Here is a 26,749-nt window from a genome sequence, read left to right on the forward strand (position 1 = left end):
GATTTGTATAGTACGTAGCAAGAAATGTAAGGTTGCATTATACCTCTCTTATCTACTTTTGAAGCTATACAGTTCGTCATTTAAAAACAACAACTGGGTATCTCTTTTTAGTAGAAGAGATTTTTCTGTTACACTTTTGAAGTGTCAAAATAAGCAAGAAACAAGATGAAACAAATACTATTTACTGCGGCATTAATTTTAACAACTCTCTTCGGTTATTCACAAACAGTTATTTCAGGAAAAGTAACTGATAAGAAAGGAGAACCTATTATGGGAGCCAATATTTTTTTAGAAGGTACTTATGATGGAACATCTTCTGATGAGGAAGGCAATTTTAGTTTTTCTACTGAAGAAAAAGGCGTTCAAACATTGTTGGTTTCGTTTATTTCTTTTGAAACTTATAAAAAAACCGCCAATGTTTCACAGTTTAAAAGCTTAGGAATAAAACTTAGAGAGAATGTAAATACTCTAGATGCTGTGACCATAAATGCGGGAACTTTTGAAGCTGGTGATAATGCAAAAGTAACAGCCTTAAAACCTTTAGATGTTGTAACAACAGCAAGTGCTCTAGGAGATTTTGTTGGAGCCATTCAAACTTTACCAGGTACGACTACAGTTGACGAAGATGGCCGTTTATTTGTTAGGGGAGGAGAAGCTGAGGAAACTCAAATATTTGTTGATGGTATTCGTGTATTTACACCTTATGCACCCACAGCAAGAAATATCCCAACAAGAGGTCGCTTTTCTCCATTTTTATTTAAAGGGTTTTCTTTTTCTACAGGGGGATATTCTGCAGAATACGGTCAAGCTTTATCGAGTGTTTTAGAAATGAATACTGTTGATGCTCCTACTCAAGAAAAAACAGATATTTCGCTAATGACAGTTGGTGCGGGGCTAGGAAATACTCAAATATGGGGAGACAATTCATTAAGCTTTAATGCGTCTTATATAAATTTAGGGCCTTATCAAGAAATTTTTCCAGATCGAAATACATGGAATCGACCTGTGCAATCTGCTAGTGGAGAAATGGTATACAGGTATAAAACGGGTGACACTGGTTTACTGAAGTTATATAGCGCCTTTAGTTATGCTGATTTCGATTTAATTCAAGATGATATTAATTTTAAAGATGGTTTTCGTTTCGGACTCAATAATAGGAATTTGTATTTCAACGGCTCTTATAGAGATAGATTAGGCGATGGTTGGAAAATTTCTGGTGGATTGAGCTATACGAATGATGTTTCAAAAGTAACTGTTGTTGATGATAAAATTAGAGATGATGAGAATTCAATTCATGCCAAAGTAAAACTTCAGCATAAAGTATCTAATCGATTCAAGATTAATTTTGGAGCGGAGTATTTCTTAACCTCGTTTAAAGAAGAATTTGACGGGTTTTCAACGGGAGAATTTCAGACTAAATTTAAAAATGATATCGCCGGCGCTTTTGTAGAAACGGATATTTATTTTTCTAAAAGATTGGCATCAAAAGTAGGAGTTCGTTTTGAGAATTCAGGTTTGTTAAATCAAATAACTGTTTCTCCAAGACTTTCTCTTGCTTATAAAACAGGTAAAAATGCACAGATGTCTTTGGCTTATGGGCGTTTTTATCAGAATCCGAGAAACGAATATTTAAAATTTGCCAATAATTTAAAAGCAGAACAAGCAACTCATCTTATAGCTAACTATCAATATGTACACAATAAACAAATTTTTAGAATAGAAGGCTATTATAAAGGGTATAATGATTTGGTGAAGTATGATTCGGAGTTTTTATTACCATCAACAAATTTCACTAATGAAGGAAATGGATATGCAAAAGGGATTGATGTTTTTTGGAGAGATGGTAAGAATATTAAAAATACAGAATATTGGTTGTCATATTCTTATTTGGATACGGAAAGAGATTATAAAAATTTTCCAACAAAAGCAACTCCTGGTTTTGCGGCTTCTCATAACATGTCGGCTGTTGTAAAACATTTTCTAAAAGATTGGAAAAGTCAGTTAGGGTTGAGTTATAATTTTGCTTCCGGAAGAAGGTATACCAATCCAAATAATGAAGGATTTTTAAATGAGAAAACCATCAATTATAACTCTTTAAGTTTTAACTGGGCGTATCTATTAAGTCAACAGAAAATATTGTATTTCTCAGTAAATAATGTTCTTGGGACACAAAATGTATTCGGATACAATTATAAAAACACACCAGATACAAATGGACTCTATGCTAGACAGGCAATTACTCCTGCAGCAGATACTTTCTTTTTTGTGGGATTCTTTTGGACAATTAGTGATAATAAAAAGGATAATCAACTAAATAACTTGTAAGAAAAATGAGTGTTTTTTTGAGTTTGCTATGAAATCAAACAGTTCAGCCTAAAAATCCTACAATTGGGGAACTCAGTTTTCTTAAAACTTAAGAATAGAAAGATATTTGAATAACAACTATAAAAATTAAGTAATCATGAGCAAAATAGTAATCACACTTACCTTGTTTTTAGGAGCAACTTATATGGCAATTGCCCAAGAAACGTACAAAATAACTGTTGAGTTTTCTGGTATGAAAACAGATAAAGGAAACCTATATGTTGGACTTTATGATAATGCTGCAAGCTTTTTAAAAAATGGAATTCAAAACAAATTAGTTTCTGTAAAGGGTAAGAAAGCTAAAGTCGTTTTCGAAGGAGTGAAGCCAGGAGAATATGCTATATCTTCTTTTCATGATGAAAATGATAATAAAAAAATGGATACTAGAATTTTTGGAATTCCAAAGGAGCCAGTAGGACTGTCAAAAGATGCAAAAGGGTTTATGGGGCCTCCAAAATACAAGGATGCGAAATTTATTGTAGATAAAGATATCACGCTTAAAATTAATATGTATTAAAATAATTTAACTAAAAATATTAAACATAATCACATGAAAAATATAATGATAGCATTTGTTGTTTTAACGTCGTTTACTATAAATGCACAAAACTCTTACGAGAAAGGAATGGAAAAAGCTTTTGCGCTTTGGGGAGAGAATAAAACTACGGAGGCTGTTCAATTGTTTGAGAGAATAGCAAAAGTAGAAAAAGACAATTGGTTACCTCCGTTTTATGTAGCTACTATTGAAATTTTAGGGAGTTTTGGTTTGAAAGATGAAGCAAAATTAGAAGCAAAACTTAAAAAGGCACAAGAATATTTAGATGAAGCCAAAACGTTGTCTGAAGATAATCCCGAAATTATGATTACCCAAGCACTTTTAAATACGGCATACATTGCGTTCGATGGTCAGCGATATGGTATGAGTTTGTCAACTAAGAACATCATTCTTTATGCTGAAGCAGAAAAACTAGCGCCTAAAAACCCAAGAGTAGTTTTAGGAAAGGCAGAGTGGAATATGGGAAGTGCAGAGTTTTTTAATCAGCCGATTGATCCATATTGTAAAAATGTTGAAAAAGCACTGAAACTTTTAGACACAGATAATCCTGAAAAATATCATCCGAGATGGGGCAAAGAGCGTGGAGAGCAATTATTAAAAAAATGTAAGAAAGGGTAATAATTTAACTCCTCGCTAATGAATAAATTCTCTGGGAAGAAATATGTCCAGAGAATTTGTATTAAAATTGTTTTGGATTGAATTTTTCCAATAGCGAGATTCCATAATCCTTAAGTATTTTTCTAGCGAATTAAGAAAGAAAACTAAATACCAAGAGTAGGTAAATGTTTTACTTTATGATACAAAAGAGCAGATTTAATGCAATGTTTTAGTTTTTCTTTTGGAATTTCTTCATCAAGCTGAAAAACAATAGCTCGTTTTCCTTCGTATGAAAAAGAATCTGGAAAAATTACTTTAAAAGTTTCAACCAGTCTACTTGAACATTGAAAATACATGGCATACTGTTCAGGAGTTTTTACTTTCCAATCCATCCTTAAAGTACTTCCCGTTTTAGTAACATAGCTGGGTTCTCCCCACTTTAAAGTTTCTTCTATTTTCGAAACTTGCTCAAGTTCTTCAGCTGTTTTCAAAACAAGTTCTCTTAAAGTCTGCATTTGTTTTTTTACTTTTTCAGGGTAGTTTTTAAAAATAAGTGCTACTTCTGGATGACTCGTTATGGTAAGTGTGCTCATAGCTTGGGCTTAGTTAATTCTCTATAATCAAATATACTAAAAAACAAAGGCTTATGTTTAGATGATATGTCAACCTTTCTAGTTTAATTTTTAAGGCTATTACTAATGATAATGGCAGAAAAATATAGTCCAATACCATATACACAATGAATTATAAGGCTCATCATTCTAGCCTTATTTGGGTTAGGTAAATTTGAACCTGCAATTCCAAAACCAAAAGCTGGTTGTAAGATAAAGAAAGGAGCTATAATAGTAACAATGCCAATAATTATAGCCGTTGAAAATGTGGGAGCTTGAAACCATTTTTTTCCGAAAATGAAAAACAGTAGAAAGGAGAAACTAATGCCAATGAAATAATGAGCAACCCAACCCATAATTTGCTCATAGGGTATGATGGATGAATCCATTATTTTTTTATGAAAGAATTTTCCTTTCGGGAAATGACCAATCCATCTTCCTACAAAACGATAATCTAAAGTTTTTACTTGAAACATTTTTAGAATTAAAGAATAAATATCCATGGTTAAAGTACCACCAATGCCTACTAAAATTACGTGTAATATTGTTTTCATTTTTAAGTTTTTTGCAATATTAACCCTCACTTCAATAATGCTTGTAGGACAATTTTAAAGAAGAACAGGACTTCTTCCTGTTAGAAAAGAATATTATGAAAGACTTATTATACTTTGAAAGTGTAAATGATATTACTTGGGAATATAGAACAAATGGTTATTGATACTTTTTTCTAAAATTATCGGGAGTATATCCTGTGTGCTTTTTAAAAAAACGAGAAAAATAGGAAGGATCGTCATAGCCCAATTGAAAAGCAATTTCTTTCACTTGATTTGTGGTAGCTAATAAGTTTCGTTTAGATTCCAAGACTAGCTGTTCGTTGAGTAATTGTAAACAGGTTTTTCCTAATGTTGTTTTTAAAACAGAATTTAACTGAAAAGCTGTTAGATTTAATGATAGAGCATAAAAGGAAACTTGCTTTTGTTGGTGAGCATTATGCTCTATTAGTTCAATAAGGTTTTCTAAAACTTCTTCTTCATAGGAACCAGTTTTTTTTAAAGAGATATCGTTTTTTAGTAGTCGAAATAGTTCAATGTAAATTAAAGTTAAATGAGTGATGATGCTTTTTTTGAAAAGCGATTGTTGTGAAGTGTGTTCATTGTAAATAGCATCAAAGTGTGGTTTAATATTTTGAAATGAATTAAAAGGAATAGAGAAAAGGTTTACGCGATTTACCGTGTTAAACACTTTCTTGGTTTGAATGTCTTGGATCTGATAAAAATCGGTTTCAAAACAGATTAAATACCCTTGAGAGTCTTTTTTTAAATACAATTGATGTACTTGTCCTGGTTTTAAAATAAAAATGGAATTGCCAGAAATATTGAAGTTTTCGAAATCTATTTGATGGTTGCCCTTTCCAGAATGAATTACAAGAATATAGAAAAAGTCATGGCGATGTATTTTTTCGAACATATCTCCATCCTTTAATAGTTGAGTTAAATTTTGAATAGAAAAAATTCCAGGATTATGTGGCTCTTTGATCGAGCGAATTTGAATGTTTTGAGTTTTCAAGTCTGATTAGATTATATAATGAAATTATAAAAATTAGCATGATATTACTCGTCTAATTTTGAAATTAACATTACTTTAAACTTTTCAATTTGTCGTCGATGTCTTAAAATATGAACTATGGCATGTTCAAAAAGTTGTTCAATATCGTAAAGTTGTCCCCAACGTACTTTAATTTTTTTAGAAGGATTGTGTTCGCTTAAATGTAAATTAGGATAATCTTTGAATAATTGTTCGTTAAACTCGAACATTTTTTGAAGTGCAATTTCATATTCTTCCAAAGAATTAAGAACAATTTTGTTTCTGTATTCTATTGATTCGCCTAACCATTTTCTAATAGCTATTACATAATTATATCCGCTAGAAACTACATGCGTCAAAATGGATTGGATAGATTTACAGTCCTCATCTTGTGTTTGATTATCAACAGTATGAGGTAATTGTTTTCGAGTAATTCCTTGAATTATGGTGATAAGATCTTCAACAGATTTTTCGTATTCATCTAATATGGCACCTGCGGCTCCATTATCTCTAAAATTTTTATTTCTCATTTATAATTGCTTGAACATTATATAAGTATCAACATATCCTAAGGTACTATGTTTATAACCATTTGGGGTAGTTCCAATAATTTTGAAACCAAATTTTTTCCATAGAGCTATGGCTGCTTTATTGGTACTTACCACAATGTTAAACTGAATACCTTTGTAGGATTCTTTTTGAGCAACATTTATAGAGTGCTCGCATAACTTTTTGCCAACACCTTTTCCTTGGGTGTTGGGATGCACCATATAACTGCAATTGGCAATGTGTTTTCCTAGCCCAATTTGATTTGGTTTTATAATATAGGTACCAAGAATTTTTCCATTTCCTTCAATTACATAAGTTTCCATATATGGAGCGAACCAATGCTTTTTTAAGTCTTTTTTCGGCGTAGTTTTCTTAAAAACATAGGAGTCTTCAGTTTTAATGACTTCTGAAAATAGTTCCCAGATTTCGTCGTAATCGGAAGTTTGCGCTTTTCTAATATTCAAAAGTAAAAATATTGATAGTTAGGAATCAATGTTATAAAACTCAATATAAGAAAATTAGATGAGGTTTAAACGAGTTCAATATTTTTCTTCTTAGCAGTTTTTAGCAATGTTTTTTAACTCGGTTCTCAATAGTTATTTTGTAATTATTAAAATAAAATAGCAGAAAAGTAAGGGAACTTGCTTGCTCTTCTGCTATCCATTTTTCTACTCCTCTTCGTAATCGTGATACAAACGATTTAAAAAATCGTCAAAGTTATCAGCAATTTTAATTGGAGCGTTGTATTGACTGTCCATGTGAACTATGCAGGGTTCATCATTTGCAGAATTGCAATCTCTGTAGTCTAACATGACTACATCGCTTCCTAAGGAGGGACAATCGCATATAAGCAGTAGTTTCGTGGCTTCATGACCTAGAACTTGTTTTGACCAATAGTTAGAGGCATCTAGGTTAATATCACCATTCTCTTTTGTTTCTATTCCTTTAATGTCAAGAATAGCCACATGATCTTTAGCCCAACTCGTATGGGTATTTGTTTTTACATTATCTCTTATTGGAATTCCTCCATTAGACATTTGTAATAATTCTTGGTATCTCTTAGGTAGTTTGTAAGCAAATTTTTTCTCGAATTTAGTTATTAATTCATTACTCAATTCAGCGTTGTACTGGTCTGGATGTTTCCAAAAGTTGTTAATATTTTCCATAATTTAATTCTGTTAATAGTTGATGATTCTAAATTATAATAACTGCCTTCTAGCAATGTTTTTACAGAACTCCGCTCTTGTCGGTTCATGGAAAGATGAATAGGTGAGTCAAAATTTTTAACATCACTAGCTTTTTGCCAGCAAGATGATAACCACTCGTCAACGATATCATTCATTGGCGCAATGATTTTTTCAAAGTATAAATCTTCTGTTATTTTATAATAGGAAGCTACTTTGTGAATAATTTCTTGCTGCTTGTTAAAAGGTAGAAACAAAGGCTTATTAAAGAATCGCTCATCTTCTCTGTTGAGTAGTTCTTCTCCAAACCCGATTTGCGGACGGTATATAATGTTTAAAGCCCGGCAATGGTTAGTGAAATCACTTATATGTTTTTTTAAATTTTTATTATGGATGTCTTCTTGAGATTTGTACATTTCTTCTCTCTTTTCAATACCACTAAGGCATTTTACGAATAAGCTAATGCATTTTTCCGAGTGATAATTCAGATCCATTTCTGAAAGGATACTGTTTTTTATGGCTATCTGGCTATTCATATTTTTTTGCAAGTGTTTCCAAGTTATACTTCTTACCGTCTAATAAGTTAATTGAGTTCTCCATGGAGTCATGGTAGTAATAATATAAAGGATATGATACTTTTTTTGCACTATTGGCACTTTGCCAACAGGACGATAGCCAGCTTTCTACATTTTTTTCATAAACTCCTTCTATTTCAGATGAAAGATCAAAATAATCACTTTCTTTTGGAAAAATAGTTGCTCGTTGACGAGTTTCATTTAGCTCATCAATCTTCTTAGCAATCCGTATTCCAATTTTCACTTGGTTTTGAAAAGGAAGAAACTTTGGAGTGTTAAAAAAACTTCTGTCTTCGGCAGTTAAAGTCTGCGCAGAAATATGCTGTTTAATGGATGAAATGAAGCTTAGTTTCATTTGTAAATCATCCATTACTTCCATATATCCAGTAACTTTTTTTGTGTTTTTAGTTACTGAATTTACAGGTTGACTCTTGTGATAAGAATCTATAAATTTTTCAAATAAGGAAGTACATTTAGTAGTGTAAGCTTCCAATCCCATTTGCTCCTTAATGAAGGAATTAATTTCATTATTAATATCCATAAGATAGGTGTATTCATTAAATGAACAGCCTTACTGTCTATTCAAGGGTGGAAAGTAAATGGTCGGGTTCGGTTTGTTTAGCGATCTTAAAATTATGATTTTCAATGGATAAAAGCAAAAAAAACATGAATATTAATATTTGCGATTTTTGCAAACCCCGAATAAAATGAACTTACTTTTTCATTTTTTACTGGATAATATTCAAAACGTCTTATGGTCTTTTAATTTGAGTATAAAGTGATGTTTTTTAGTAAAGTCATAGAATTGTTATAAACTTAACCATGCTGTTTTTCATAGTCTTTTCGAAATGATGTAAGTACGGTCTTAGAGTAGTTTTTGTTACTGTAAATATACATTAAAACCTTAGTTATAGAAAGAAAAGCAATTGACGGCAGTTGGTCATATTTTGCGGGTAAGTTAAGTTCTTTAAAAAAATAGAGGCAACCTTTTCGTATATCTTTTTGTCTTTACAATACACTAAATATATCTAAAAATAATGAATTCAATAAAAACCTTAAATATTCTCATTTTATTTATTCTTAATGTTTCTATTGTTTCGTCGCAAACGAAAAACAGTTATCAGAAAGATAAAGTCGAATATTTTTTCAAGAGAAGTGCCGCGGTAAACTTAGTAAAGAAAGGGAAATGGCAAGAAGCGATTCCTATTTTAGAAGGGCTAAAAAAACTGAATCAAAACGATTCAGATATTTTCTACCTATTAGGTCTTTCTTATTATGAATTAAAAGAATATCAAAAAGCCATTATAGCGCTAAAGAAAACACTTGATCTAGGAGGAACTATTTTAAGGGGAATCCCAAAAGGTTCTGCACCTTCCAATGATATTATGATAAAAATAGCCAAAGCATATGCCAAAGATGAAGATAAGAATAATGCATTACTGTGGTTACAAAAAGGGTTTGCAGCGCGTTATGATGAAAAACCTTTTTTAAAGGGAAGTTCCGCATTTAAAAAGTTTAGTGAAGATGTTGATTATGAAAGACTATTTGGTATAAACACTAAAAAAAATATGACAAGAAACGATGAGTGGTCTCAAGATTTGTTGTATTTAGAAAAAAGAATTAATGAATTACATTATAGACTCAAGAACCCAATTTCGAAAGAAATTTCTGAGATAAAAAAAGACATACCTTTATTATCTGATGAACAAATTGTAGCAAAAATTATGAAGGTTGTTGGAAGTTTAGGTAACGGGCATAACCTAATTATTCCGACATCTACAAAGAAGAATACTTTAAAAAGGCTACCTGTTCAGTTTTATCAGTTTAATGATGGAGTTTTTATTGTCGATGCAGATGAAGGTTTTCAGCAATGGGTTGGTTGTAAGGTAGATGCTATTGGAAATACACCAATTAGTGAAGCTCTTGAAAAGACAAATGTAGTAAATGCTCGAGATAATGATATGCAAACACTTTGGCTAGGATCCTATTATTTAAGGCTACCAGATGTTTTAGAAGACTTGGGGATTGTTAAGGATGCCAAACAAGTAACGGTTACCTTAGTAAATCCAAAAGGAAAATCTCAAAAAGTAACAATGGAACCTGTTTCTTGGAATTTTACTGATTTTCCAAAACTTCCGAAATTGAAAAACGAACAACAGCCGTTATTTTTATCAAATAAAGAAAACCCTTATTGGTATAAATTATTGCCAGAAGTTAATAGCATCTATATTCAGTTTAATATAGTAACTCAAAAAAAAACACAGTCTCTGGAAGAGTTCAATTTGGAAGTGCAAAATCAAATGACTCAAAATGGAATAGAAAATTTAATTTTAGATTTAAGGCATAATCATGGTGGAAATGGCTCAATATTACCTCCAATGTTAAGAACCATGATTAATTTTGAAGTTATGAACCGCAAAGGAAAGCTTTTCGTAGTAATAGGACGAGAAACTTTTTCTGCTGCGCAAAACTTATTGACCGAAATCACAAAATATACGAACCCCATTATAGTAGGGGAACCTAGTGGCTCAAAACCAAATCATATTGGAGAAGCGGGTTGGTTTAAATTGCCGTACTCAGGGTTAATGGGGATAATTTCAACACAGTTTCATCAAACTTCTAAAGCAGAAGATTATCGTAAATGGATCGCTCCTCATATTCCAGTAGATTTATCATCAATTGATTATTTTAAAGGGAATGACAGAATAATGAATATTATAATGGAAGTTATTAGAGCTGATAACAATTAAATTTAGGAGTAAGATTTAAACACAATTTTTGTTATCCATCGGTCATTTGATAGTAAGAGATATAGTTGGAAAAAGAGGTATAGTTATAAGATACATTTTATTTTACAAAATAAAATGTATCTTCTTGTTAGATAGGTGTTTGTAGGTTGTGGAAAGTCTATCAATAATAAGTAAATAGGTATTACTTATATTGTTTTAAAACATAATCAAGCATTTCATCGTACTTTTCAATAATATCTTTTAAAAGTTCAATTTGAACTTTAGTTCTTATTAAGTTGTTTTCTGGATAGGAAGTTTGATAATAGATATCTCCGTTTAAATAATCAGCTAAAAAACGAATAGCTTGTTCGTATGTGATTGTTTTCGCTCCTAAAACAAGGGTTTTGATTTCTTCTTTTGTGATAAACTGTTTAGAAGCTTTGGCATAACCTTTAGCAAAAGGCTTAAATAAATTCATGTTCAAACTAGCTTTTGAGATATCTTTTTCTTCTTCACCAGCGGTGTTCATTCCAGTTCTTACAGCATCTCCAAAGTCATAACATAAATATCCAGGCATGGTAGTATCAAGATCGATAATACAAAAGTCATCGTTGTCAGTATTGAAAAGAATATTGCTCAGTTTGGCATCTTGATGAATGCTTCTTAAAGGTATTTTTTTTTGATTTCCAAGAGCAACGATATCTCCCATTTCTGGAGCGAGATTTAGGAGGTAATTAATCTCTTCACCCGCATTTTCTTTCCGATTCTCAAAATTGACAGTAATTGATTTATTAAAATGTTCAATTCTTAAAGGTGTATTGTGAAAATCGGGAAGAATTTCGAATAAATTAGGTGCAGGAAGATCGATTAGTAATTTTTGATAATTACCAAAAGCTTTACCTAAGGAATTGGCTTGTTCTATACTTTCTAAAACTTCAAATGTTGTAGAATTCTCCAGATAGTTGAACATTCGCCAATAATTCCCTTCTGAATCTTTATAGAAACCTTCATTGTTTTTAGAGGGGATTACTTTTAAAGTAAAATCATCTTTGCCTTTTGAAGCTTTGGAAGCAATATGCTCCGTAATTCTAATGATGTTTTTTGAAAGCTCTTCTACATTTTTAAATATAGAATGATTTATCTTTTGAAGAATATACGATCGATTGGCAGTTGTTGCTTTGTAAGTTGTATTAATGTAACCAGAAACAATTGTTTCAGATGAAACAAAACTTCCTTCTATTTCAAAAGAATTAATAATAGTATCTAATGTCATTTAAATAAAATTAAAACGTTTAGTTCTAGAAAATGGAGAACAAAAAAAAAATAATTATGATTCTAATATCTTCACCTTTTTAGCAACTGGTTTTAAAGTAATCATACCGGTTGTGAATTGTAATTACTGTAAAACAAAAAGGTGTTTTATTACAGTAATTTCAATTGGTAAATGGTACAATTCCTTGATAAAAGGTTTAACTATTCCATAGTTTTTCAGGGTATTCTCCTGATTCAGTTAATATTTTAATATTATTTTCTACAATAGCTTTGTCCTCTTTATAAGTCATACCAAACCATTTTGCATTGGTCGGTAAAACGGTAACAGCACTTTGATTTCGTGCAATTAAATTATTGATTACTGTAGGCAGGTAAAACTCCGATTTTAGTTCTGAACCACGATCCGCTAAAAAGGATTTGAAGTCGTTTTCAAAAGCTTGAAAAGTAGCCGGTGTTAATCCGAACATGTTCATAGACGCAATATCGTCAGCACTTAGAATGGTTTCTTTGTTGTCTTCAGTGAAAACGATAGTATCATTTTTCTTCTCTATTTGAGTACGTTCAGTAATTGAAGTTACTTGATGTTCTGAGTTTACTTTGCAAATCCCTCTCGAAACACTTCCATTGTCAGAAAGTGTATTAATCAATTTATAACCTACCATGCACTGATTTTGTAGCTCTGATGTTTTTAGCGTATTTAAATGCTTTGCAATTACTTTAAAGGATTCACTTCCGTAAAAATCATCGGCATTGATAACTGCAAAATTATCAGATATGTTTTTTCGACAACACCATATTGCATGTCCTGTTCCCCAAGGTTTTTCTCTATTGGGGTTTGTGTCAAAACCTCGAGGTAGATCTTTTGTGTTTTGGTACACAAAATCTACCTCAATATGATTTTTATATTTATGGGTGATTAAATTCTTAAAGTCATCTTCAAATTCTTTACGAATTACAAAAACAACCTTAGTAAACCCTGCACGTTTAGCATCGAAAACAGAGTAGTCAATAATAGTTTCATTAAAATTATTAATTGGGCTTAATTGTTTTAAGCCACCAAAACGACTACCCATACCAGCAGCCATTACTAAAAGTGTTAATCCCATTTGTTTTTCAATTTAAAAGTCTCTCATAATTTCAAGAGGGTTCTCCTTTTTCCACTGTCCATTGGTAAAATCAGGAACAGGAATAGACATACTTTTACTGGCAACAGAAATTTCTGATAAAGGCGTAATAGCACTCCACATAACACTGTCGTAAGCATTGATGTCAAGAGGTAACCCTAAGTTTAAACATCTTATTAATCGGTATATCATTACAAAATCCATACCACCATGCCCTTGCTTAAAACCTTGACTTATTTTTTTTAGTTTATTAATTATTGGATGTGTGTATTTACTTTGATAAGTTTTATAATCATCTTCAGTAAGCCATTTATGTCCCCAGAAAGCTAATTCCTCTTTGTCTATGTATAATCGACTAGGATACCCATCGTGTGTTGCTTTCGTTCCAACAACTTTATTTATTCTTGAATAGGGACGTCCAGTATGAACATCAAATTGTAACAAAATAGATTTCCCTTTAGCAGTTTTAATCATGGTTGAATTCATGTCGCCACATTTAAAATCTGTGTAAGGAGACCCAAGTCTTTTTGCCGTTTCACTTAAGTTGAGTTCTCTTGAACTCATAGAAGTTAAGTGATCAAAGGTATCGCCTCTACCAATATTCAGGTAAAAACTAATAGGACCTAAGCCGTGAGTTGTATAAAAGTTACCATCTCTTTCTACATGATGCTTTAACCTCCATTGATTTTCATAGTAATCATTGCTAAGCATATGTGCTCTTAAATCGTGAAGATAAGCTCCTTCTGTGTGCGTAATGTCTCCAAAAACACCATTTTCAATCATGTTTAGCACAAACAGCTCTTCTTCATTATAACAACAGTTTTCAATCATAATACAGTGCTTCTGATTTTTTTCTGCTGTTTCAATCAATTCCCAACATTCACTTAAGGTGTAGGCTAAAGGAACTTCGCAGGCAACATGTTTACCGTTGTTCATTCCGTAGATACACATTGGAGCATGATATTCCCATGGAGTTGTTATAAGAAGTAAATCAATGTCATCGTTTTGTGCAAGTTTTTTCCATTCAGAATCATTTCCAAAATATTGTTTTGGTTTCTTTTTTTGCCATTGCTTTAATCTTTCCGCGGCTTTTTGTACTTTTTTTTCTTGTAAATCCGAAAGTCCAACAATTTCGCAATGACCTTGTGCAACTAGCCATTCAAACATTTGAAGCAAAGTTGTCCCTCGATTACCTAAACCAATTATTCCAACTTTTACTTTTTTTACAGGAGAGGTTTTAAAACCGAATAAGTTTCCTTTGGTGGTTTTTGATGTCGACTTGATAGCTTCTGACAAAGCGTCGTGGTCGTTGGCATATGAAGAAAAGGGAAGCGAAATAAATGCAGAAGCCCCAAGTAAGGATTGTATAAAGTTCTTTCTATTCATAAATAGGTAGTTATTTATAACTTATTAATACTAACGTAAAAATTAGTATCAACAGTTATGCTATTAGTGTTTGTTTTTAAAGTTTGCCATTTCTGAGTAGGCTTAATTAATCTCTCATTTTTACCAATATAAATCTTTATAGGCATGTTAAAACCTTCAACCACATTTGTCCATCTATATTTTAACTGTCCTTTTTTTAGTTTATACTCAAAATTCGGAATTTTGATGGTTCTTAAATATTGGTCAAATATTTTCGATAGATCAATTCCAGACTCTTCAATCAAATAATTTTCTATTTGCTCTGTAGTTACGGTTTGATGATAAAAAGTTTTATTCAAACCTCTTAAAATCTGACGCCATTTTTCGTCATTATTAATTAATTGTCGAATGATATGAAGCATATTGGCTCCTTTATAATACATGTCTCCAGAACCTTCACTATTTACATTGTATTGACCAATGATAGGGATGTCGTTTTGAATGGATCTTCTGGTTCCAATAACATATTCAGCCGAAGCCTTTTTTCCATAATAATAATCTAAGAACAGATTTTCAGAATAGGCAGTAAAACTTTCATGAATCCACATGTCCGCAATATCTTTATTGGTAATATTGTTAGCAAACCATTCATGTCCGGCTTCGTGAATGATGATGAAGTCGAATTTTAACCCCCAGCCGGTTCCAGAAAGATCACTTCCTAAATATCCTTTTTTATATTGATTTCCATAGGTAACTGAACTTTGGTGCTCCATCCCTAAATAAGGAACTTCAACCAGTTTAAAGCTGTCTTCGTAAAAAGGATATTTTCCAAACCAATGCTCAAAAGCTTTCAACATTTTGGGAGCATCATTAAAATGTTCTTTAGCTTTCTCTAAATTATCTCTTAATACATAATATTCTAGATCCAATTCCCCGCCTTCACCTTTATATTTTTCAGAGAAATGTACATAATCACCAATATTTACGTTTACTCCGTAATTGTTAATAGGGTTATTTACGAACCAATGATATGTGGTTGTTTTATCAGAATGCTTTTCAATTTTTCGAAGTCTACCATTTGAAATATCCATAAGGTTACTAGGAACTCTAACACTTATTGCCATACTGTCAACTTCATCGTACATATGGTCTTTGTTTGGCCACCAAACGCTGGCTCCTAAACCTTGGCAAGAAGTAGCAACAAAGTGTTTTCCATTACTGTCTTTTTTCCAAGAAAATCCTCCGTCCCATGGAGCTCTGATTGCTTCTTTAGGATTCCCTTCATAATAAACATCAACGGAATTTATATCTCCTATTGCCTGAATTTCTTTCAATTCAATGAAATGAGCATTTCTTCCTGATTGGATATTTAACTCCTTACCATTTTGAATAGCTTTTGTGATTTTTAACGGAGGCTGCAGGTCTATTTGAAGTGTTGATGCAGCTTTTAAAACTTTATAATGAATGGTGTTTTTTCCTTTAATGAATTTTTTATCAGGATTTACAGATAGGTTTAAATGGTAGTAAGTTAGGTCCCACCACGATCTTTCGGGAGTGATTGATCCTCGGAGAGAGTCTTGTCGCGTAAACGTTTTCGTATGATTAAAAAGGGATGTTTGCGAAAAACCAGAAAGCCCAACAAACATTAAAAAACAAGTAGTAATAATTTTTTTTAACATAATTTTCAAGGTATCGGGACGCTAATATAAGTTTTTAAATGGGAATGATACTTGTTTGAAATAAATTGAAGAGTTAAAAAAGCTTGAAATTAATACCGAGTACATTACCAATATTTTCAATGAAATATAGAGGAATAAAGTCTTTTATTTTGACCTTAACTTTTAGATATTTGCTTAAAATTATTTAAAATGTCAAAGGTTGTATTTATTACAGGAGCGTCATCGGGAATAGGAAAATCTATTGCTAATTATTTACATGAGAGAAACTATAAAGTTTATGGAACGAGCAGAAACCCTAAGAATATTGAAGTTCCTTTTAGTATGGTTGCGTTAGATGTGACAAAGGAAGAAACCATAAAAACAGCCATTGAACAGGTGATCAAGATAGAAGGAAAGATTGATGTATTAATTAACAATGCGGGGAAAGGAATAACAGGACCAATTGAAGATACACCGACGAGCGAAATGCGAGACAATTTTGAAACTAATTTTTTTGGAGTCATCAATGTTATAAAAGAGGTTTTGCCGTACATGCGAAAGCAACATCAAGGGCTTATTATTAATACGACATCTATTGCCGCTTATATGGGATTGCCGTTTAGAGGAATTTATTCTGCTAGTAAGGGAGCCTTAGAATTGATTACAGAAAGTTTGAGCATGGAGGTTAAAGCTTTTGGAATTAATGTGGTAAATATTGCTCCTGGAGATTTTTCAACAAACATAGCCGCAGGAAGATATCATACCCCTGTTTTTGAAAATTCGGCTTACAAAGAAAAATATGCTGAGAATTTAGCTCTGATGGATAACCATGTTAATTCGGGTGCTGACCCTATTCAAATGGCTGAAAAAATACAAGCAATTATAGAGAATAAAAACCCAAGAATCCATTACAAGGTAGGAGCTTTTATGGAAAAATTTTCGATTGTTTTAAAGAGAATTTTACCAGATAAAGTTTACGAAAAACTCTTAATGAATCATTATAAATTGTAAATTCGCAGCGGATTATAAAGAATACTTTGTAACAAAACACAACATTATAAATAAAAACACATGAAATTTTTTATTGACACGGCTAATCTTGATCAAATTAAAGAAGCACAGGCTTTAGGTATTTTAGATGGAGTTACTACCAATCCGTCATTAATGGCAAAGGAAGGAATTACAGGAGAAGAAAATATTATAAATCATTATAAAGCAATTTGTGAAGTTGTTGAAGGTGATGTTTCTGCTGAGGTTATTTCGACTGATTTCGAAGGAATGGTGAAGGAAGGAGAAGCTTTGGCTGCATTAAACCCTCAGATTGTTGTTAAATTACCAATGATAGCAGATGGTATTAAAGCGTGTAAATATTTTTCTGATAAAGGAATTAAAACAAATGTAACTTTAGTGTTTTCTGCAGGACAGGCGTTGTTAGCTGCAAAAGCAGGTGCAACATATGTATCTCCTTTTATTGGACGTTTAGATGATATTTCAACAGATGGATTAAATTTAATCTCTGAAATTCGTCATATTTATGATAATTATATGTTCGAAACTCAAATTTTAGCAGCTTCTGTGCGTCATACGATGCACGTGATTGATTGTGCTAAGATTGGTGCTGATGTTATGACTGGACCTCTAAGTGCTATTTCTGGATTATTAAAGCACCCATTAACTGATAGCGGTTTAGAAAAGTTTTTAGCTGATTATAAAAAAGGAAATTAATTTCCTTTTAAACCATATTAAAAAGTCAGTAAGTTGAAAAGATTATCTTGGATACTTCTGACTTTTTCTGTTTAAAATTAACGTTATTAAATAATACCCTTTCCTGAAAATAAGCAATGTATCCCAAAAAAGAATTAGCACAACTAGTTATTGCAGCATGTGATTATTACGAGATCAGTACTGTGGTAATATCTCCTGGTTCAAGAAATGCGCCTTTAACGATTGGTTTTTCAAATCATTCAAAAATAAAGGCATATAGTATAGTAGATGAACGTTCTGCTGCTTTTTTTGCAATGGGAATAGCACAGCAAACAAAAAAACCGGTTGCTTTAGTATGTACATCGGGGTCCGCCTTACTTAACTATCATCCTGCTATTGCTGAGGCATTTTACAGTAAAATTCCATTGGTGATTATTTCGGCGGACAGACCAAAACACTTAATTGATATTGGTGATGGTCAAACAATAAGACAGGAATATGTGTTTAATAATCATATTCTTTTTTCAGCCAACTTAAAGGAAGGTGATGAAAAGAAAAATGAAAACATTCAACTTGCCAGTGAGGCAATAAAAAAAGCTATAGAAGGAAGAGGTCCCGTGCATATTAATGTTCCGTTTGATGAGCCATTGTATGAAACTGTGGATACAATTTCTGATTTTGATTTTCCTGAATTAACTGCGCATCAAGAGCTATTGAATTTACAATATGATGGAGCTGTTAATGTTTGGAATGCTTCAAAAAAAATCATGATTTTAATTGGAGAAAATTTTCCTTCTGAAGAAATAAATAATTCCTTAAAAGATTATTTGAACGATGAAAAGGTGATTGTTTTGACTGAAACAATTTCGAATATTTATCATCCGAACATAATCAATGCAATCGATAAAGTAATTACCCCTTTTACTGAAACAAATTTTGAATCATTGAAACCTGATCTCCTAATTACTCTTGGAGGAATGGTTGTTTCAAAGAGAATAAAGCAGTTTTTACGCAAATATTCTCCCGAACATCATTGGCATATTGGTGAGCATAAGGCAATGAATACTTATTTTTGTTTAACGGGGCATATTACACTTGAACCAGAAAAGTTTTTGACAGAACTTTATCAGAAAGTTAATAAGGAGAAAAATAAAAGTAGCTATCAGAAGGATTGGTTAAAGATTAAATCGGTAAGAAATACAAAACACTCTGAATTTTTAGCAAAAGTTGAGTATTCAGATTTAAAGGCTAGTGAGGCTATATTATCATCGATACCAAATAATTGTCAATTGCAGGTGAGCAATAGTTCTGTTATTCGATATACTCAATTGTTTGACTTAAACCCCACATTAAAAGTTTTTTGTAATAGAGGAACAAGTGGGATTGATGGGAGTACAAGCACCGCTATAGGAGCTTCTATTGAAGTTAAAGAGCAAACGGTTTTTGTAACTGGAGATATTAGCTTTTATTATGACAGCAATGCTTTATGGAATTCTTATATTCCTAAAAGTTTTAGGATAATTATTTTGAATAATTCTGGAGGAGGAATCTTTAAAATAATACCAGGACCAAAGTCTACAAATGCTTTGGATTATTTTGAAACTCCCCATAATTTAACTGCTGAGCATTTGGCAAAAACCTACGGGTTTGGATATAGTTCAGCTAAAAACATGGAGGAGTTAAAACATGGCTTAACTGATTTTTATAAAGAATCGGATCAGCCTAAAATTCTTGAAGTTTTCACACCTTCAGATATAAATGATGTAATTTTAAAGGAATATTTTAAAAATTTATAATGGATTTAAAAGTAGGAGATAAGGTAGATTTAGTTATTGGGGTACAAACGAATTTAGGGTTTACCGTTTTAATTAATGAGGAATATGAAGGGTTACTTTATAAGAATGAAGTGTTCACTGAGCTAGAAGAGGGAGTGGAGATAAAGGGATACATTAAAAAAATAAGAGAAGATGAAAGGATTGATGTGTCGTTGCAACCTCAAGGTTTTAAAAATGTAATTGATAAAGACGTTGAGATAGTTTATAATAAACTTAAGGAAAAAGGAACGTTAATGTTAACAGACAAGAGTTCACCTGAGTCTATAAAATTTCATTTACAAATGAGTAAAAAAGCTTTTAAAAGGGCTATTGGAAGTTTGTATAAACAAGAGTTAATAGAGCTTAAAGAAGATAGGATTGAATTAAAATAGGAATTTTATTTTCTGAAAAGACAAGAGGCCTCTATCAAAAATGATAGAGGCTTTTTAGTTGCAATTTTTAGGATGTTCTTATAAAAGAAGCCCGAAATGAGGTCATGAAAGAAATTAAAAAACCTCCTGAAATTAATCAGGAGGCTTGGTATTATATATTTTCTTGAGAAGTTATAAAAAATTAGTTGTCTTCATTATCATCGTTTTCCTCCTCTTGTTCTTCTTCTTCTTCTTGCTCCTCTTCTTCAATCGGGGTGTCTTCTTCTAATTTTTGATTTTCTAATAAGTCGTTTACACGTTTAATATTCTCATAAAAAGCATTGGTGTTAGGGTCGGAAAGGTTCATTTTACCATAGGCCGCTTTATAGTAAAAATCGGCTTTTTCATAATCTTTACCTAGCTCATAATATTTTCCAACATAATAATCTCCTAAATGGAGGTCTGGATATTTAATAGATACAAAATCACCTAGAACTCTAAGGTAATCCCCGTCTTGTTTGTCCATGACAATTCCTTCAATTGCATAAACATCATCCAAACGAACATTTAAATTAGAACCATAAAGGTATTGTATGTCAAGATATTTATTTTCAAGGTATTTAATTGCTTCTAAAGGCTCTAATTCCTTAATGTTTTTTTCAAACTCAGATTTCGAAATTTTAGAATAAAGAGCGAAAATTTGTGTCATTGCTCTAGGGATAGTTTCAGCAATGGTTGATAAAAAACCAGGTGAATTTTCAAACTTGTCAAAAGTAAAATTTAAATTTTCAGCCTCAAACGAAGTTAAATAGGTTCCTATTTCACTAAATCTACCGAATAAATCACTTGTAGTTTGTTCCTTAGTGTTACTGGCATAAATAAAATAAGTATTGTCAATAGTTTCCAACCTTTTAAGAGAGTACGACTTTATAATTTCAGGAGAGTAATTCGCAAATTCAGGAGTAGCACAAATATAAGCGTTAAAAACAGGCTCAGGCTCCTTTAAGAAGTGAGTGGCAAAATTGGCTCCTTTTCCTTCACCAATAATGGTCATAAAAGGAGAAGTTTTAAAACTTCCTTCTAAGTAAGGTATTAACTCATGTTTAATAAAATTATAAAAATGAATTCCATTTGTAGTTAACAAATTAGTGGCAGGAACAATTGAGATGTCCTTTACAAAGGTCGATTTCATATCAATTCCAACAACAATTTGCTTAGGAGCTTTGTCAGCATTGGCAAAAAGCTTCGCGTTACCAACACATAAGTCAAATAAATATTCATCTCCTAAAACAATGGCAACTGGATAGTTCGTGTTTAAATCTTTATCATAATTTTTAGGTAGGTATACCTTAATGTTTCTGTTTTTCTTTAACTCTTTAGAATCAATGGATTTTGTGATGATTTTTTGAGAAAAAGCTGATAATGATAAACAAAATACAAGGAAAATTGATAGATGTCTCATAGGGAATAATTTATAACGGTCAAATATAAAAAGAAAATAAAGTTAATATGTTATTTTTGCTTCTTATATAACGACAATAGTATAAAATTATGATACAACCCGAGTGGAAAACTTCGAAGGAATACGACGATATTACCTACAGGAAATCTAATGGAGTAGCAAGAATTGCATTTAATAGACCAAATGTTAGAAATGCTTTTAGACCAAAAACAACAAGTGAATTGTTAGATGCTTTTAAAGATGCACATGAAGATACGTCTATAGGGGTTGTGTTACTTTCCGCAGAAGGGCCTTCAACTAAAGATGGAATATGGAGTTTTTGTTCAGGAGGAGATCAAAAAGCAAGAGGTCATCAAGGATATGTTGGAGAAGATGGATATCATAGACTAAATATTTTAGAAGTTCAACGTTTAATACGTTTTATACCTAAAGCAGTAATTTGCGTTGTCCCTGGATGGGCAGTAGGAGGAGGGCATAGCTTGCATGTGGTTTGTGATTTAACTTTAGCAAGTAAAGAGCATGCTATTTTTAAGCAAACGGATGCTGATGTTACTTCATTTGATGCTGGTTATGGTTCTGCTTATTTAGCTAAAATGGTTGGACAAAAAAAAGCTCGTGAGATTTTCTTTTTAGGAAGAAATTATTCGGCACAAGAAGCTTATGAAATGGGAATGGTAAACGCAGTAATTCCTCATAATGAGTTAGAGTCTACCGCTTATGAATGGGCTCAAGAAATACTAGAAAAATCTCCAACGTCAATAAAAATGTTAAAGTTTGCAATGAATTTAACGGATGACGGAATGGTTGGACAGCAGGTTTTTGCAGGAGAAGCTACCAGATTAGCATATATGACTGATGAAGCAAAAGAAGGAAGAGATGCGTTTTTAGAAAAACGTAAACCAAATTTTGAGAAAAAGTGGATTCCATAGCAGTCGGTCGGTTATGAATTTGTAGCTTCGAGTTTTATGTTATCAAATAAAAATTCCTTGAAGCCGATTACTAAAAAGAATCTTTTAGAATTAATAATTTAAATAGAGTGTGAAAATAATTTGTATTGGGCGAAATTATGCCAAGCATATTGAAGAGTTGGCTAATGAGAAGCCTGAGAGTCCAGTTGTATTTTTAAAACCTGATTCGGCTATTTTACCAAAGAAAATGCCCTTTTTTATACCATCGTTTTCTAATGATATTCATTATGAAGTGGAAGTTTTGGTAAAAATCAACAAAGTAGGAAAACATATTTCTCCTAAGTTTGCTCATAAATATTATGATGAAGTTGGGTTGGGGATCGATTTTACGGCTCGTGATGTACAAACGGAGTGCAAAGAAAAAGGATTGCCTTGGGAAAAAGCGAAAGCTTTTGACGGAAGTGCGATAATAGGCCAATTCTTCGCTAAAGAAGAGTTTGATGTTAATAATATTTCTTTTCAACTAAAGAAAAACGATCAATTGGTACAAGATGGCAATACCCAGTCGATGTTATGGAAAGTAGACGAATTAATTGGCTATGTATCGCAGTATTTTACTCTAAAAAAGGGAGATGTCATTTTTACAGGAACTCCAGCTGGAGTTGGTAGAGTTGAAGAAAATGATATTCTTACAGGAATAATTGAAAACAAAGAAGCTTTTCAGATTAAGATAAAATAGACAATGCTCGTACTAATATTAATTTTTGTAGTTGGTCAAAAATTTTACGAATTAGCGGCCAGCTATAACAAAAGCAAATGGAGCTATGCTATAGCAGGAGCGTTGAGTTATTATGTTGGCGCTTTTATTCTGGGATTAGTACTAGGTGGTATATTGTTGATTTTTGAATCAGATTTCTTAGAAAACGCAAGCAATTTAGTATTAACCTTAATAACGATACCTGTGGGTGTTTTAAGTTGTTACTTGTTTTATGTTTTCTTGGAAAGAAAATGGAAAAAAGAAACTCCAGATAAAGGCAAACTTATCGACCAAATAGGAAACTCATAAATTAATGAAAGCAGAAATTATTACGATAGGAGATGAAATCCTAATCGGTCAAATAGTAGATACTAATTCTCAATGGATTGGTCAAGAGTTAAATAAAATTGGAGTTTCTGTACATCAGATATCTTCTATTCAGGATGAACGAAATCATATTTTAGACGCTTTAAAAGAGGCTGAGGATAGAGCCGATATCGTTGTTGTGACTGGTGGTTTAGGTCCAACAAAAGATGATATTACAAAGAAAACGATTGCTCATTACTTTAATGACAATGAACTTGTTGAATACCCTCAAGTAGTTGAGCATATAAAGAAATTGTTTCAAAAAGTGAATCACCCTTTTAACGAAGTTCAAAGGTATCAAGCACAATTACCATCTAAGGCAACGTTGTTAATGAATAGTTTTGGGACGGCTCCAGGAATGTGGTTTGAAGAAAATAATACTGTTTTTATTTCTATGCCTGGTGTTCCTTATGAAATGAAAGGTCTTATGAAAGAGGAAGTGCTGCCAAAACTTCAAGAGAAATTTGAGCTCCCACATATTATCCACAAGACAATTATGACTTATGGAACAGGGGAGAGTATTATAGCAGAAAGAATTGAAGACTGGGAAAACAATTTACCTTCATGTATTAAATTGGCGTATTTGCCTTCTTTTGGAAGAGTCAGATTGAGACTTTCTGGAAAGGGCCCCGATAGAAGTCAATTAGAAGAAGCCTTGGCTACTCAGGTAAGTCAATTACAAGAATTGATTTTTGATATTATAGCTGGAATTGATGATGATTCTTCTCTTGAAAAGCAGGTGGGAGAATTATTGAAAAGCAAAGGAGAAACTATCAGTACAGCAGAAAGCTTAACAGGAGGGAAAATAGCCTCTACTATGGTTTCTGTTCCAGGATCGTCCTCGTATTACAAAGGAAGTTTTGTAACCTATACCGCTGAGTTAAAACAAGAGTTATTAGGAGTTTCTGAGGACACTATAAATGCATATAGTGTTGTGAGTGCAGAGGTAGCCAAAGAGATGGTTCAAGGTACAATCAGGAATTTAAAAACTGATTATGCAATTGCTGTTACAGGAAATGCAGGGCCAACACAAGATAATAATGATAAAAGCGTTGGAATCGTGTATATTGCACTAGCGTATGGTGATGAGGTTGATGTTCAGGAGTTTAATTTTGGACAACCTAGAGAAAAGGTGATAAATAGAACGGTCACAAAGGCTTTAGAATTATTGCAAAAAAAGATTCTAAAAAATTAATACAGAATATTTTGTTTAATTCTGTCAAAAACTCGTATATTTGCACCTCGTTTAGAAATAACACTATAAAACTGTCAAGAAGATGTCTAGAGTTTGTGAATTAACAGGAAAAAAAGCGATGGTGGGTAACAACGTATCGCATGCCTTAAATAGAACTAAAAGAAAGTTTAACGCTAATTTAATGACTAAGCGTTTTTATATTCCAGAAGAAGATAAGTGGATTACATTGAAAGTATCAGCTTCTGCATTAAAAAATATTAATAAAAAAGGAATCTCTGCTGTTCTTAAAGAAGCTAGAGAAAAAGGTTTCTTAACGAAGTAATTCCTTTCCAGATAAAAATTTTATAGAGATGGCAAAAAAAGGAAACAGAGTTCAGGTTATATTAGAATGTACTGAGCACAAAGCTACAGGACAACCTGGAACTTCACGTTATATCACTACGAAAAACAAGAAAAATACTCCAGACAGAATGGAATTAAAGAAATTTAATTCAGTCTTAAAGAGAATGACAGTTCATAAAGAAATTAAATAATTAGCTACGGCATAAATTTTATATAAAATGGCAAAGAAATCAGTAGCAACGTTACAAACAGGTTCTAAAAGATTAACTAAAGCAATCAAAATGGTAAAATCTCCAAAGAGTGGAGCTTATACTTTTGTTGAAGCAATTATGGATCCTACACAAGTAAACGGCTTTTTAGCGAAAAAGTAATTCTTGTATACAGTTTTAAAAAAAGCTACTTTCAATATTGAAAGTAGCTTTTTTTGTATAAAAAAATGAGTATTTTTGAATTCGATAGCTCACTTTATGTAATTTTTTTAATGTGAAGTATTTCGAATTAATGACAATATGACTCTAAAGTGAATTTGGTATGGTTTTTACCATTACTTGAGTGATTATAAAATTTAACCATGAGTTTTTTTAAGAAAATATTCTCCAAAGAGAAAAAAGAAACATTAGATAAAGGCTTAGAAAAAACTAAATCCAGCTTTTTTTCGAAACTATCGAAGGCTGTTGCAGGAAAATCGAAAGTAGATGATGATGTATTAGATAATTTAGAGGAAGTTTTAGTCTCTTCAGATGTTGGAGTGGATACCACATTAAAAATTATTGAAAGAATTGAAGAAAGAGTCTCTCGTGATAAATATTTAGGTACTGAAGAGCTTAATCAAATATTAAGAGAAGAAATTGCAGCTTTACTCTCAGAAACAAATTCTGGAGATGATTCTGATTTTAACGTACCTAAAAACACCAAACCTTATGTTTTAATGGTTGTTGGTGTAAACGGTGTGGGAAAAACAACTACAATTGGAAAATTAGCTTCTCAGTTTAAAAAGAAAGGATTGAAAGTGGTTCTTGGAGCTGCCGATACTTTTAGGGCTGCTGCCATTGATCAATTGCAAGTATGGGCAGATAGAACAGATGTTCCAATAATTCGTCAAGAAATGGGGTCTGATCCAGCGTCAGTGGCATATGACACGGTAAAATCAGGGATGAACCAAGATGCTGATGTTATTATTATTGATACGGCAGGTCGTTTACATAATAAAGTAAATTTGATGAACGAGTTATCAAAAATCAAGCGAGTAATGCAAAAGGTAGTACCCGATTCACCGCATGATGTGTTATTGGTTTTAGATGGTTCAACTGGACAAAATGCTTTTGAACAAGCGAAGCAATTTACAAAAGCAACAGAAGTAACATCTTTAGCAGTGACAAAATTAGATGGAACGGCTAAAGGAGGAGTTGTTATAGGTATTTCAGATCAGTTTCAAATTCCAGTGAAGTATATAGGAGTTGGAGAAGGAATTGATGATTTACAAGTGTTTAATAAATTCGAATTTATAGATAGTTTTTTTAAATAAAAAACACAAATTTTATAGCATTGAGAACCTTTCTTTTTAGAGAGGTTTTTTTTATGGATATGATTTAATATAAATATTTGTAAATAAGATACTTTGTGTTAGCTTTGGTTTGAAATCCATAGTATTGATTGGGACTT

Annotated in this window: 29 protein-coding genes; 16 read left to right on the top strand and 13 right to left on the bottom strand. The window is 32.1% G+C overall.

Annotation, left to right across the window (positions count from 1 at the left end; genetic code table 11):
- Positions 1-165 precede the first annotated feature (165 nt).
- From BLW23_RS09050 to BLW23_RS09060, 3 genes are all read left to right on the top strand, one after another.
- Entirely contained in the window at positions 166-2,325 is a 2,160-nt protein-coding gene (locus tag BLW23_RS09050; RefSeq protein WP_093669004.1) for a TonB-dependent receptor, read from the top strand.
- 136 nt (positions 2,326-2,461) lie between these two features.
- Positions 2,462-2,881, top strand: coding sequence for a DUF2141 domain-containing protein (locus tag BLW23_RS09055; RefSeq protein ID WP_093669006.1), 420 nt, complete (start codon positions 2,462-2,464; stop codon positions 2,879-2,881).
- Positions 2,882-2,914: 33 nt separating this feature from the next.
- Positions 2,915-3,538, top strand: coding sequence for a hypothetical protein (locus tag BLW23_RS09060; protein ID WP_093669008.1), 624 nt, complete (start codon positions 2,915-2,917; stop codon positions 3,536-3,538).
- Between the two features lie 143 nt (positions 3,539-3,681).
- On the opposite strand, the gene BLW23_RS09065 is transcribed toward BLW23_RS09060, so the two are convergent.
- The 8 genes from BLW23_RS09065 to BLW23_RS09100 all read right to left on the bottom strand — a co-directional run bounded on the left by BLW23_RS09065 (position 3,682) and on the right by BLW23_RS09100 (position 8,561).
- On the bottom strand, positions 3,682-4,110 hold the full coding sequence (locus tag BLW23_RS09065) for a DUF1801 domain-containing protein (protein WP_093669010.1): 429 nt from the start codon (positions 4,108-4,110) through the stop codon (positions 3,682-3,684).
- 83 nt (positions 4,111-4,193) lie between these two features.
- On the bottom strand, positions 4,194-4,682 hold the full coding sequence (locus BLW23_RS09070) for a DUF2938 family protein (RefSeq protein WP_093669390.1): 489 nt from the start codon (positions 4,680-4,682) through the stop codon (positions 4,194-4,196).
- A 157-nt stretch (positions 4,683-4,839) separates the two neighbouring features.
- A complete protein-coding gene (locus BLW23_RS09075) occupies positions 4,840-5,694 on the bottom strand; it encodes a helix-turn-helix domain-containing protein (RefSeq protein ID WP_093669012.1) in 855 nt (284 codons plus the stop codon).
- A 44-nt stretch (positions 5,695-5,738) separates the two neighbouring features.
- Positions 5,739-6,242, bottom strand: coding sequence for a hypothetical protein (locus BLW23_RS09080; RefSeq protein ID WP_093669014.1), 504 nt, complete (start codon positions 6,240-6,242; stop codon positions 5,739-5,741).
- Entirely contained in the window at positions 6,243-6,725 is a 483-nt protein-coding gene (locus tag BLW23_RS09085; protein WP_093669016.1) for a GNAT family N-acetyltransferase, read from the bottom strand. It abuts the gene before it with no gap.
- A 204-nt stretch (positions 6,726-6,929) separates the two neighbouring features.
- Complete coding sequence (locus tag BLW23_RS09090) at positions 6,930-7,427, bottom strand: SMI1/KNR4 family protein (RefSeq protein ID WP_093669018.1); 498 nt, start codon at positions 7,425-7,427, stop codon at positions 6,930-6,932.
- On the bottom strand, positions 7,373-7,981 hold the full coding sequence (locus BLW23_RS09095; protein ID WP_093669020.1) for a hypothetical protein: 609 nt from the start codon (positions 7,979-7,981) through the stop codon (positions 7,373-7,375). Before BLW23_RS09095 ends, BLW23_RS09090 begins: the two co-directional genes overlap by 55 nt.
- Positions 7,974-8,561 (bottom strand): hypothetical protein, encoded by a 588-nt coding sequence (locus tag BLW23_RS09100; RefSeq protein WP_093669022.1) that lies wholly within the window; start codon positions 8,559-8,561, stop codon positions 7,974-7,976. Before BLW23_RS09100 ends, BLW23_RS09095 begins: the two co-directional genes overlap by 8 nt.
- Before the next feature lie 496 nt (positions 8,562-9,057).
- Here BLW23_RS09100 and BLW23_RS09105 point away from each other — a divergent pair, with 496 nt between their 5' ends.
- Positions 9,058-10,770, top strand: a complete 1,713-nt coding sequence (locus BLW23_RS09105; RefSeq protein WP_093669024.1) for a CDC27 family protein — start codon at positions 9,058-9,060, stop codon at positions 10,768-10,770.
- 181 nt (positions 10,771-10,951) lie between these two features.
- On the opposite strand, the gene BLW23_RS09110 is transcribed toward BLW23_RS09105, so the two are convergent.
- From BLW23_RS09110 to BLW23_RS09125, 4 genes are all read right to left on the bottom strand, one after another.
- Positions 10,952-12,022 carry a phosphotransferase enzyme family protein gene (locus BLW23_RS09110; protein WP_093669026.1) on the bottom strand — a complete coding sequence of 357 codons (1,071 nt, stop codon included), beginning with the start codon at positions 12,020-12,022 and terminating at the stop codon, positions 10,952-10,954.
- 196 nt (positions 12,023-12,218) lie between these two features.
- Positions 12,219-13,127, bottom strand: coding sequence for a nucleotidyltransferase family protein (locus BLW23_RS09115; RefSeq protein WP_093669028.1), 909 nt, complete (start codon positions 13,125-13,127; stop codon positions 12,219-12,221).
- Between the two features lie 12 nt (positions 13,128-13,139).
- Entirely contained in the window at positions 13,140-14,531 is a 1,392-nt protein-coding gene (locus BLW23_RS09120) for a Gfo/Idh/MocA family protein (protein ID WP_093669030.1), read from the bottom strand.
- Positions 14,532-14,545: 14 nt separating this feature from the next.
- A complete protein-coding gene (locus BLW23_RS09125) occupies positions 14,546-16,156 on the bottom strand; it encodes a M1 family metallopeptidase (RefSeq protein WP_255362776.1) in 1,611 nt (536 codons plus the stop codon).
- Positions 16,157-16,378: 222 nt separating this feature from the next.
- Between BLW23_RS09125 and BLW23_RS09130 the strand changes: the two genes are divergently transcribed.
- The 4 genes from BLW23_RS09130 (at position 16,379) to BLW23_RS09145 (ending at position 20,078) form a co-directional block, all read left to right on the top strand.
- Positions 16,379-17,179: an SDR family oxidoreductase gene (locus BLW23_RS09130; RefSeq protein WP_093669034.1), complete on the top strand. Its 801-nt coding sequence runs from the start codon at positions 16,379-16,381 to the stop codon at positions 17,177-17,179.
- A 60-nt stretch (positions 17,180-17,239) separates the two neighbouring features.
- Positions 17,240-17,893, top strand: a complete 654-nt coding sequence (gene fsa / locus BLW23_RS09135) for a fructose-6-phosphate aldolase (RefSeq protein ID WP_093669036.1) — start codon at positions 17,240-17,242, stop codon at positions 17,891-17,893.
- A gap of 116 nt (positions 17,894-18,009) precedes the next feature.
- Positions 18,010-19,668 carry a 2-succinyl-5-enolpyruvyl-6-hydroxy-3-cyclohexene-1-carboxylic-acid synthase gene (gene menD / locus BLW23_RS09140; RefSeq protein WP_093669038.1) on the top strand — a complete coding sequence of 553 codons (1,659 nt, stop codon included), beginning with the start codon at positions 18,010-18,012 and terminating at the stop codon, positions 19,666-19,668.
- Positions 19,668-20,078: a S1 RNA-binding domain-containing protein gene (locus tag BLW23_RS09145; RefSeq protein ID WP_093669040.1), complete on the top strand. Its 411-nt coding sequence runs from the start codon at positions 19,668-19,670 to the stop codon at positions 20,076-20,078. The genes menD and BLW23_RS09145 overlap by 1 nt, the downstream gene beginning before the upstream one ends.
- Positions 20,079-20,259: 181 nt before the next feature.
- Here the strand turns inward: BLW23_RS09145 and BLW23_RS09150 are convergent, their stop codons facing one another.
- Entirely contained in the window at positions 20,260-21,519 is a 1,260-nt protein-coding gene (locus BLW23_RS09150; RefSeq protein ID WP_093669042.1) for an alpha/beta hydrolase, read from the bottom strand.
- 89 nt (positions 21,520-21,608) lie between these two features.
- On the opposite strand from BLW23_RS09150, the gene BLW23_RS09155 reads away from it, so the two are divergent.
- The 8 genes from BLW23_RS09155 to ftsY all read left to right on the top strand — a co-directional run bounded on the left by BLW23_RS09155 (position 21,609) and on the right by ftsY (position 26,612).
- Positions 21,609-22,448 (top strand): 1,4-dihydroxy-2-naphthoyl-CoA synthase, encoded by an 840-nt coding sequence (locus BLW23_RS09155; protein WP_093669044.1) that lies wholly within the window; start codon positions 21,609-21,611, stop codon positions 22,446-22,448.
- A gap of 109 nt (positions 22,449-22,557) precedes the next feature.
- Positions 22,558-23,166, top strand: coding sequence for a fumarylacetoacetate hydrolase family protein (locus BLW23_RS09160; RefSeq protein ID WP_093669046.1), 609 nt, complete (start codon positions 22,558-22,560; stop codon positions 23,164-23,166).
- Positions 23,167-23,169: 3 nt separating this feature from the next.
- The gene (locus tag BLW23_RS09165; RefSeq protein WP_093669048.1) at positions 23,170-23,493 is read left to right on the top strand and encodes a hypothetical protein; all 324 of its coding nucleotides are present in this window, start codon (positions 23,170-23,172) and stop codon (positions 23,491-23,493) included.
- 4 nt (positions 23,494-23,497) lie between these two features.
- A complete protein-coding gene (locus BLW23_RS09170) occupies positions 23,498-24,745 on the top strand; it encodes a competence/damage-inducible protein A (protein WP_093669050.1) in 1,248 nt (415 codons plus the stop codon).
- A gap of 82 nt (positions 24,746-24,827) precedes the next feature.
- A complete protein-coding gene (gene rpmB, locus BLW23_RS09175; RefSeq protein ID WP_093669052.1) occupies positions 24,828-25,067 on the top strand; it encodes a 50S ribosomal protein L28 in 240 nt (79 codons plus the stop codon).
- 28 nt (positions 25,068-25,095) lie between these two features.
- Positions 25,096-25,278 (top strand): 50S ribosomal protein L33, encoded by a 183-nt coding sequence (gene rpmG, locus BLW23_RS09180; RefSeq protein WP_093669054.1) that lies wholly within the window; start codon positions 25,096-25,098, stop codon positions 25,276-25,278.
- 27 nt (positions 25,279-25,305) lie between these two features.
- Positions 25,306-25,458: a DUF4295 domain-containing protein gene (locus BLW23_RS09185; RefSeq protein ID WP_093669056.1), complete on the top strand. Its 153-nt coding sequence runs from the start codon at positions 25,306-25,308 to the stop codon at positions 25,456-25,458.
- Positions 25,459-25,658: 200 nt separating this feature from the next.
- Positions 25,659-26,612, top strand: a complete 954-nt coding sequence (ftsY, locus tag BLW23_RS09190; RefSeq protein WP_093669058.1) for a signal recognition particle-docking protein FtsY — start codon at positions 25,659-25,661, stop codon at positions 26,610-26,612.
- Positions 26,613-26,749 lie beyond the last annotated feature (137 nt).

Source organism: Tenacibaculum sp. MAR_2009_124, assembly GCF_900105455.1.
In the GTDB taxonomy this organism is placed as follows: Bacteria; Bacteroidota; Bacteroidia; order Flavobacteriales; family Flavobacteriaceae; genus Polaribacter.

Coding starts and splice junctions, on each gene's coding strand:
- BLW23_RS09050 (WP_093669004.1), top strand. CDS start 166: ATGAAACAAATACTATTTACTGCGGCATTAATTTTAACAACTCTCTTC.
- BLW23_RS09055 (WP_093669006.1), top strand. CDS start 2,462: ATGAGCAAAATAGTAATCACACTTACCTTGTTTTTAGGAGCAACTTAT.
- BLW23_RS09060 (WP_093669008.1), top strand. CDS start 2,915: ATGAAAAATATAATGATAGCATTTGTTGTTTTAACGTCGTTTACTATA.
- BLW23_RS09065 (WP_093669010.1), bottom strand. CDS start 4,110: ATGAGCACACTTACCATAACGAGTCATCCAGAAGTAGCACTTATTTTT.
- BLW23_RS09070 (WP_093669390.1), bottom strand. CDS start 4,682: ATGAAAACAATATTACACGTAATTTTAGTAGGCATTGGTGGTACTTTA.
- BLW23_RS09080 (WP_093669014.1), bottom strand. CDS start 6,242: ATGAGAAATAAAAATTTTAGAGATAATGGAGCCGCAGGTGCCATATTA.
- BLW23_RS09090 (WP_093669018.1), bottom strand. CDS start 7,427: ATGGAAAATATTAACAACTTTTGGAAACATCCAGACCAGTACAACGCT.
- BLW23_RS09095 (WP_093669020.1), bottom strand. CDS start 7,981: ATGAATAGCCAGATAGCCATAAAAAACAGTATCCTTTCAGAAATGGAT.
- BLW23_RS09100 (WP_093669022.1), bottom strand. CDS start 8,561: ATGGATATTAATAATGAAATTAATTCCTTCATTAAGGAGCAAATGGGA.
- BLW23_RS09105 (WP_093669024.1), top strand. CDS start 9,058: ATGAATTCAATAAAAACCTTAAATATTCTCATTTTATTTATTCTTAAT.
- BLW23_RS09110 (WP_093669026.1), bottom strand. CDS start 12,022: ATGACATTAGATACTATTATTAATTCTTTTGAAATAGAAGGAAGTTTT.
- BLW23_RS09115 (WP_093669028.1), bottom strand. CDS start 13,127: ATGGGATTAACACTTTTAGTAATGGCTGCTGGTATGGGTAGTCGTTTT.
- BLW23_RS09120 (WP_093669030.1), bottom strand. CDS start 14,531: ATGAATAGAAAGAACTTTATACAATCCTTACTTGGGGCTTCTGCATTT.
- BLW23_RS09125 (WP_255362776.1), bottom strand. CDS start 16,156: ATGTTTGTTGGGCTTTCTGGTTTTTCGCAAACATCCCTTTTTAATCAT.
- BLW23_RS09130 (WP_093669034.1), top strand. CDS start 16,379: ATGTCAAAGGTTGTATTTATTACAGGAGCGTCATCGGGAATAGGAAAA.
- fsa (WP_093669036.1), top strand. CDS start 17,240: ATGAAATTTTTTATTGACACGGCTAATCTTGATCAAATTAAAGAAGCA.
- menD (WP_093669038.1), top strand. CDS start 18,010: ATGTATCCCAAAAAAGAATTAGCACAACTAGTTATTGCAGCATGTGAT.
- BLW23_RS09145 (WP_093669040.1), top strand. CDS start 19,668: ATGGATTTAAAAGTAGGAGATAAGGTAGATTTAGTTATTGGGGTACAA.
- BLW23_RS09150 (WP_093669042.1), bottom strand. CDS start 21,519: ATGAGACATCTATCAATTTTCCTTGTATTTTGTTTATCATTATCAGCT.
- BLW23_RS09155 (WP_093669044.1), top strand. CDS start 21,609: ATGATACAACCCGAGTGGAAAACTTCGAAGGAATACGACGATATTACC.
- BLW23_RS09165 (WP_093669048.1), top strand. CDS start 23,170: ATGCTCGTACTAATATTAATTTTTGTAGTTGGTCAAAAATTTTACGAA.
- BLW23_RS09170 (WP_093669050.1), top strand. CDS start 23,498: ATGAAAGCAGAAATTATTACGATAGGAGATGAAATCCTAATCGGTCAA.
- rpmB (WP_093669052.1), top strand. CDS start 24,828: ATGTCTAGAGTTTGTGAATTAACAGGAAAAAAAGCGATGGTGGGTAAC.
- rpmG (WP_093669054.1), top strand. CDS start 25,096: ATGGCAAAAAAAGGAAACAGAGTTCAGGTTATATTAGAATGTACTGAG.
- BLW23_RS09185 (WP_093669056.1), top strand. CDS start 25,306: ATGGCAAAGAAATCAGTAGCAACGTTACAAACAGGTTCTAAAAGATTA.
- ftsY (WP_093669058.1), top strand. CDS start 25,659: ATGAGTTTTTTTAAGAAAATATTCTCCAAAGAGAAAAAAGAAACATTA.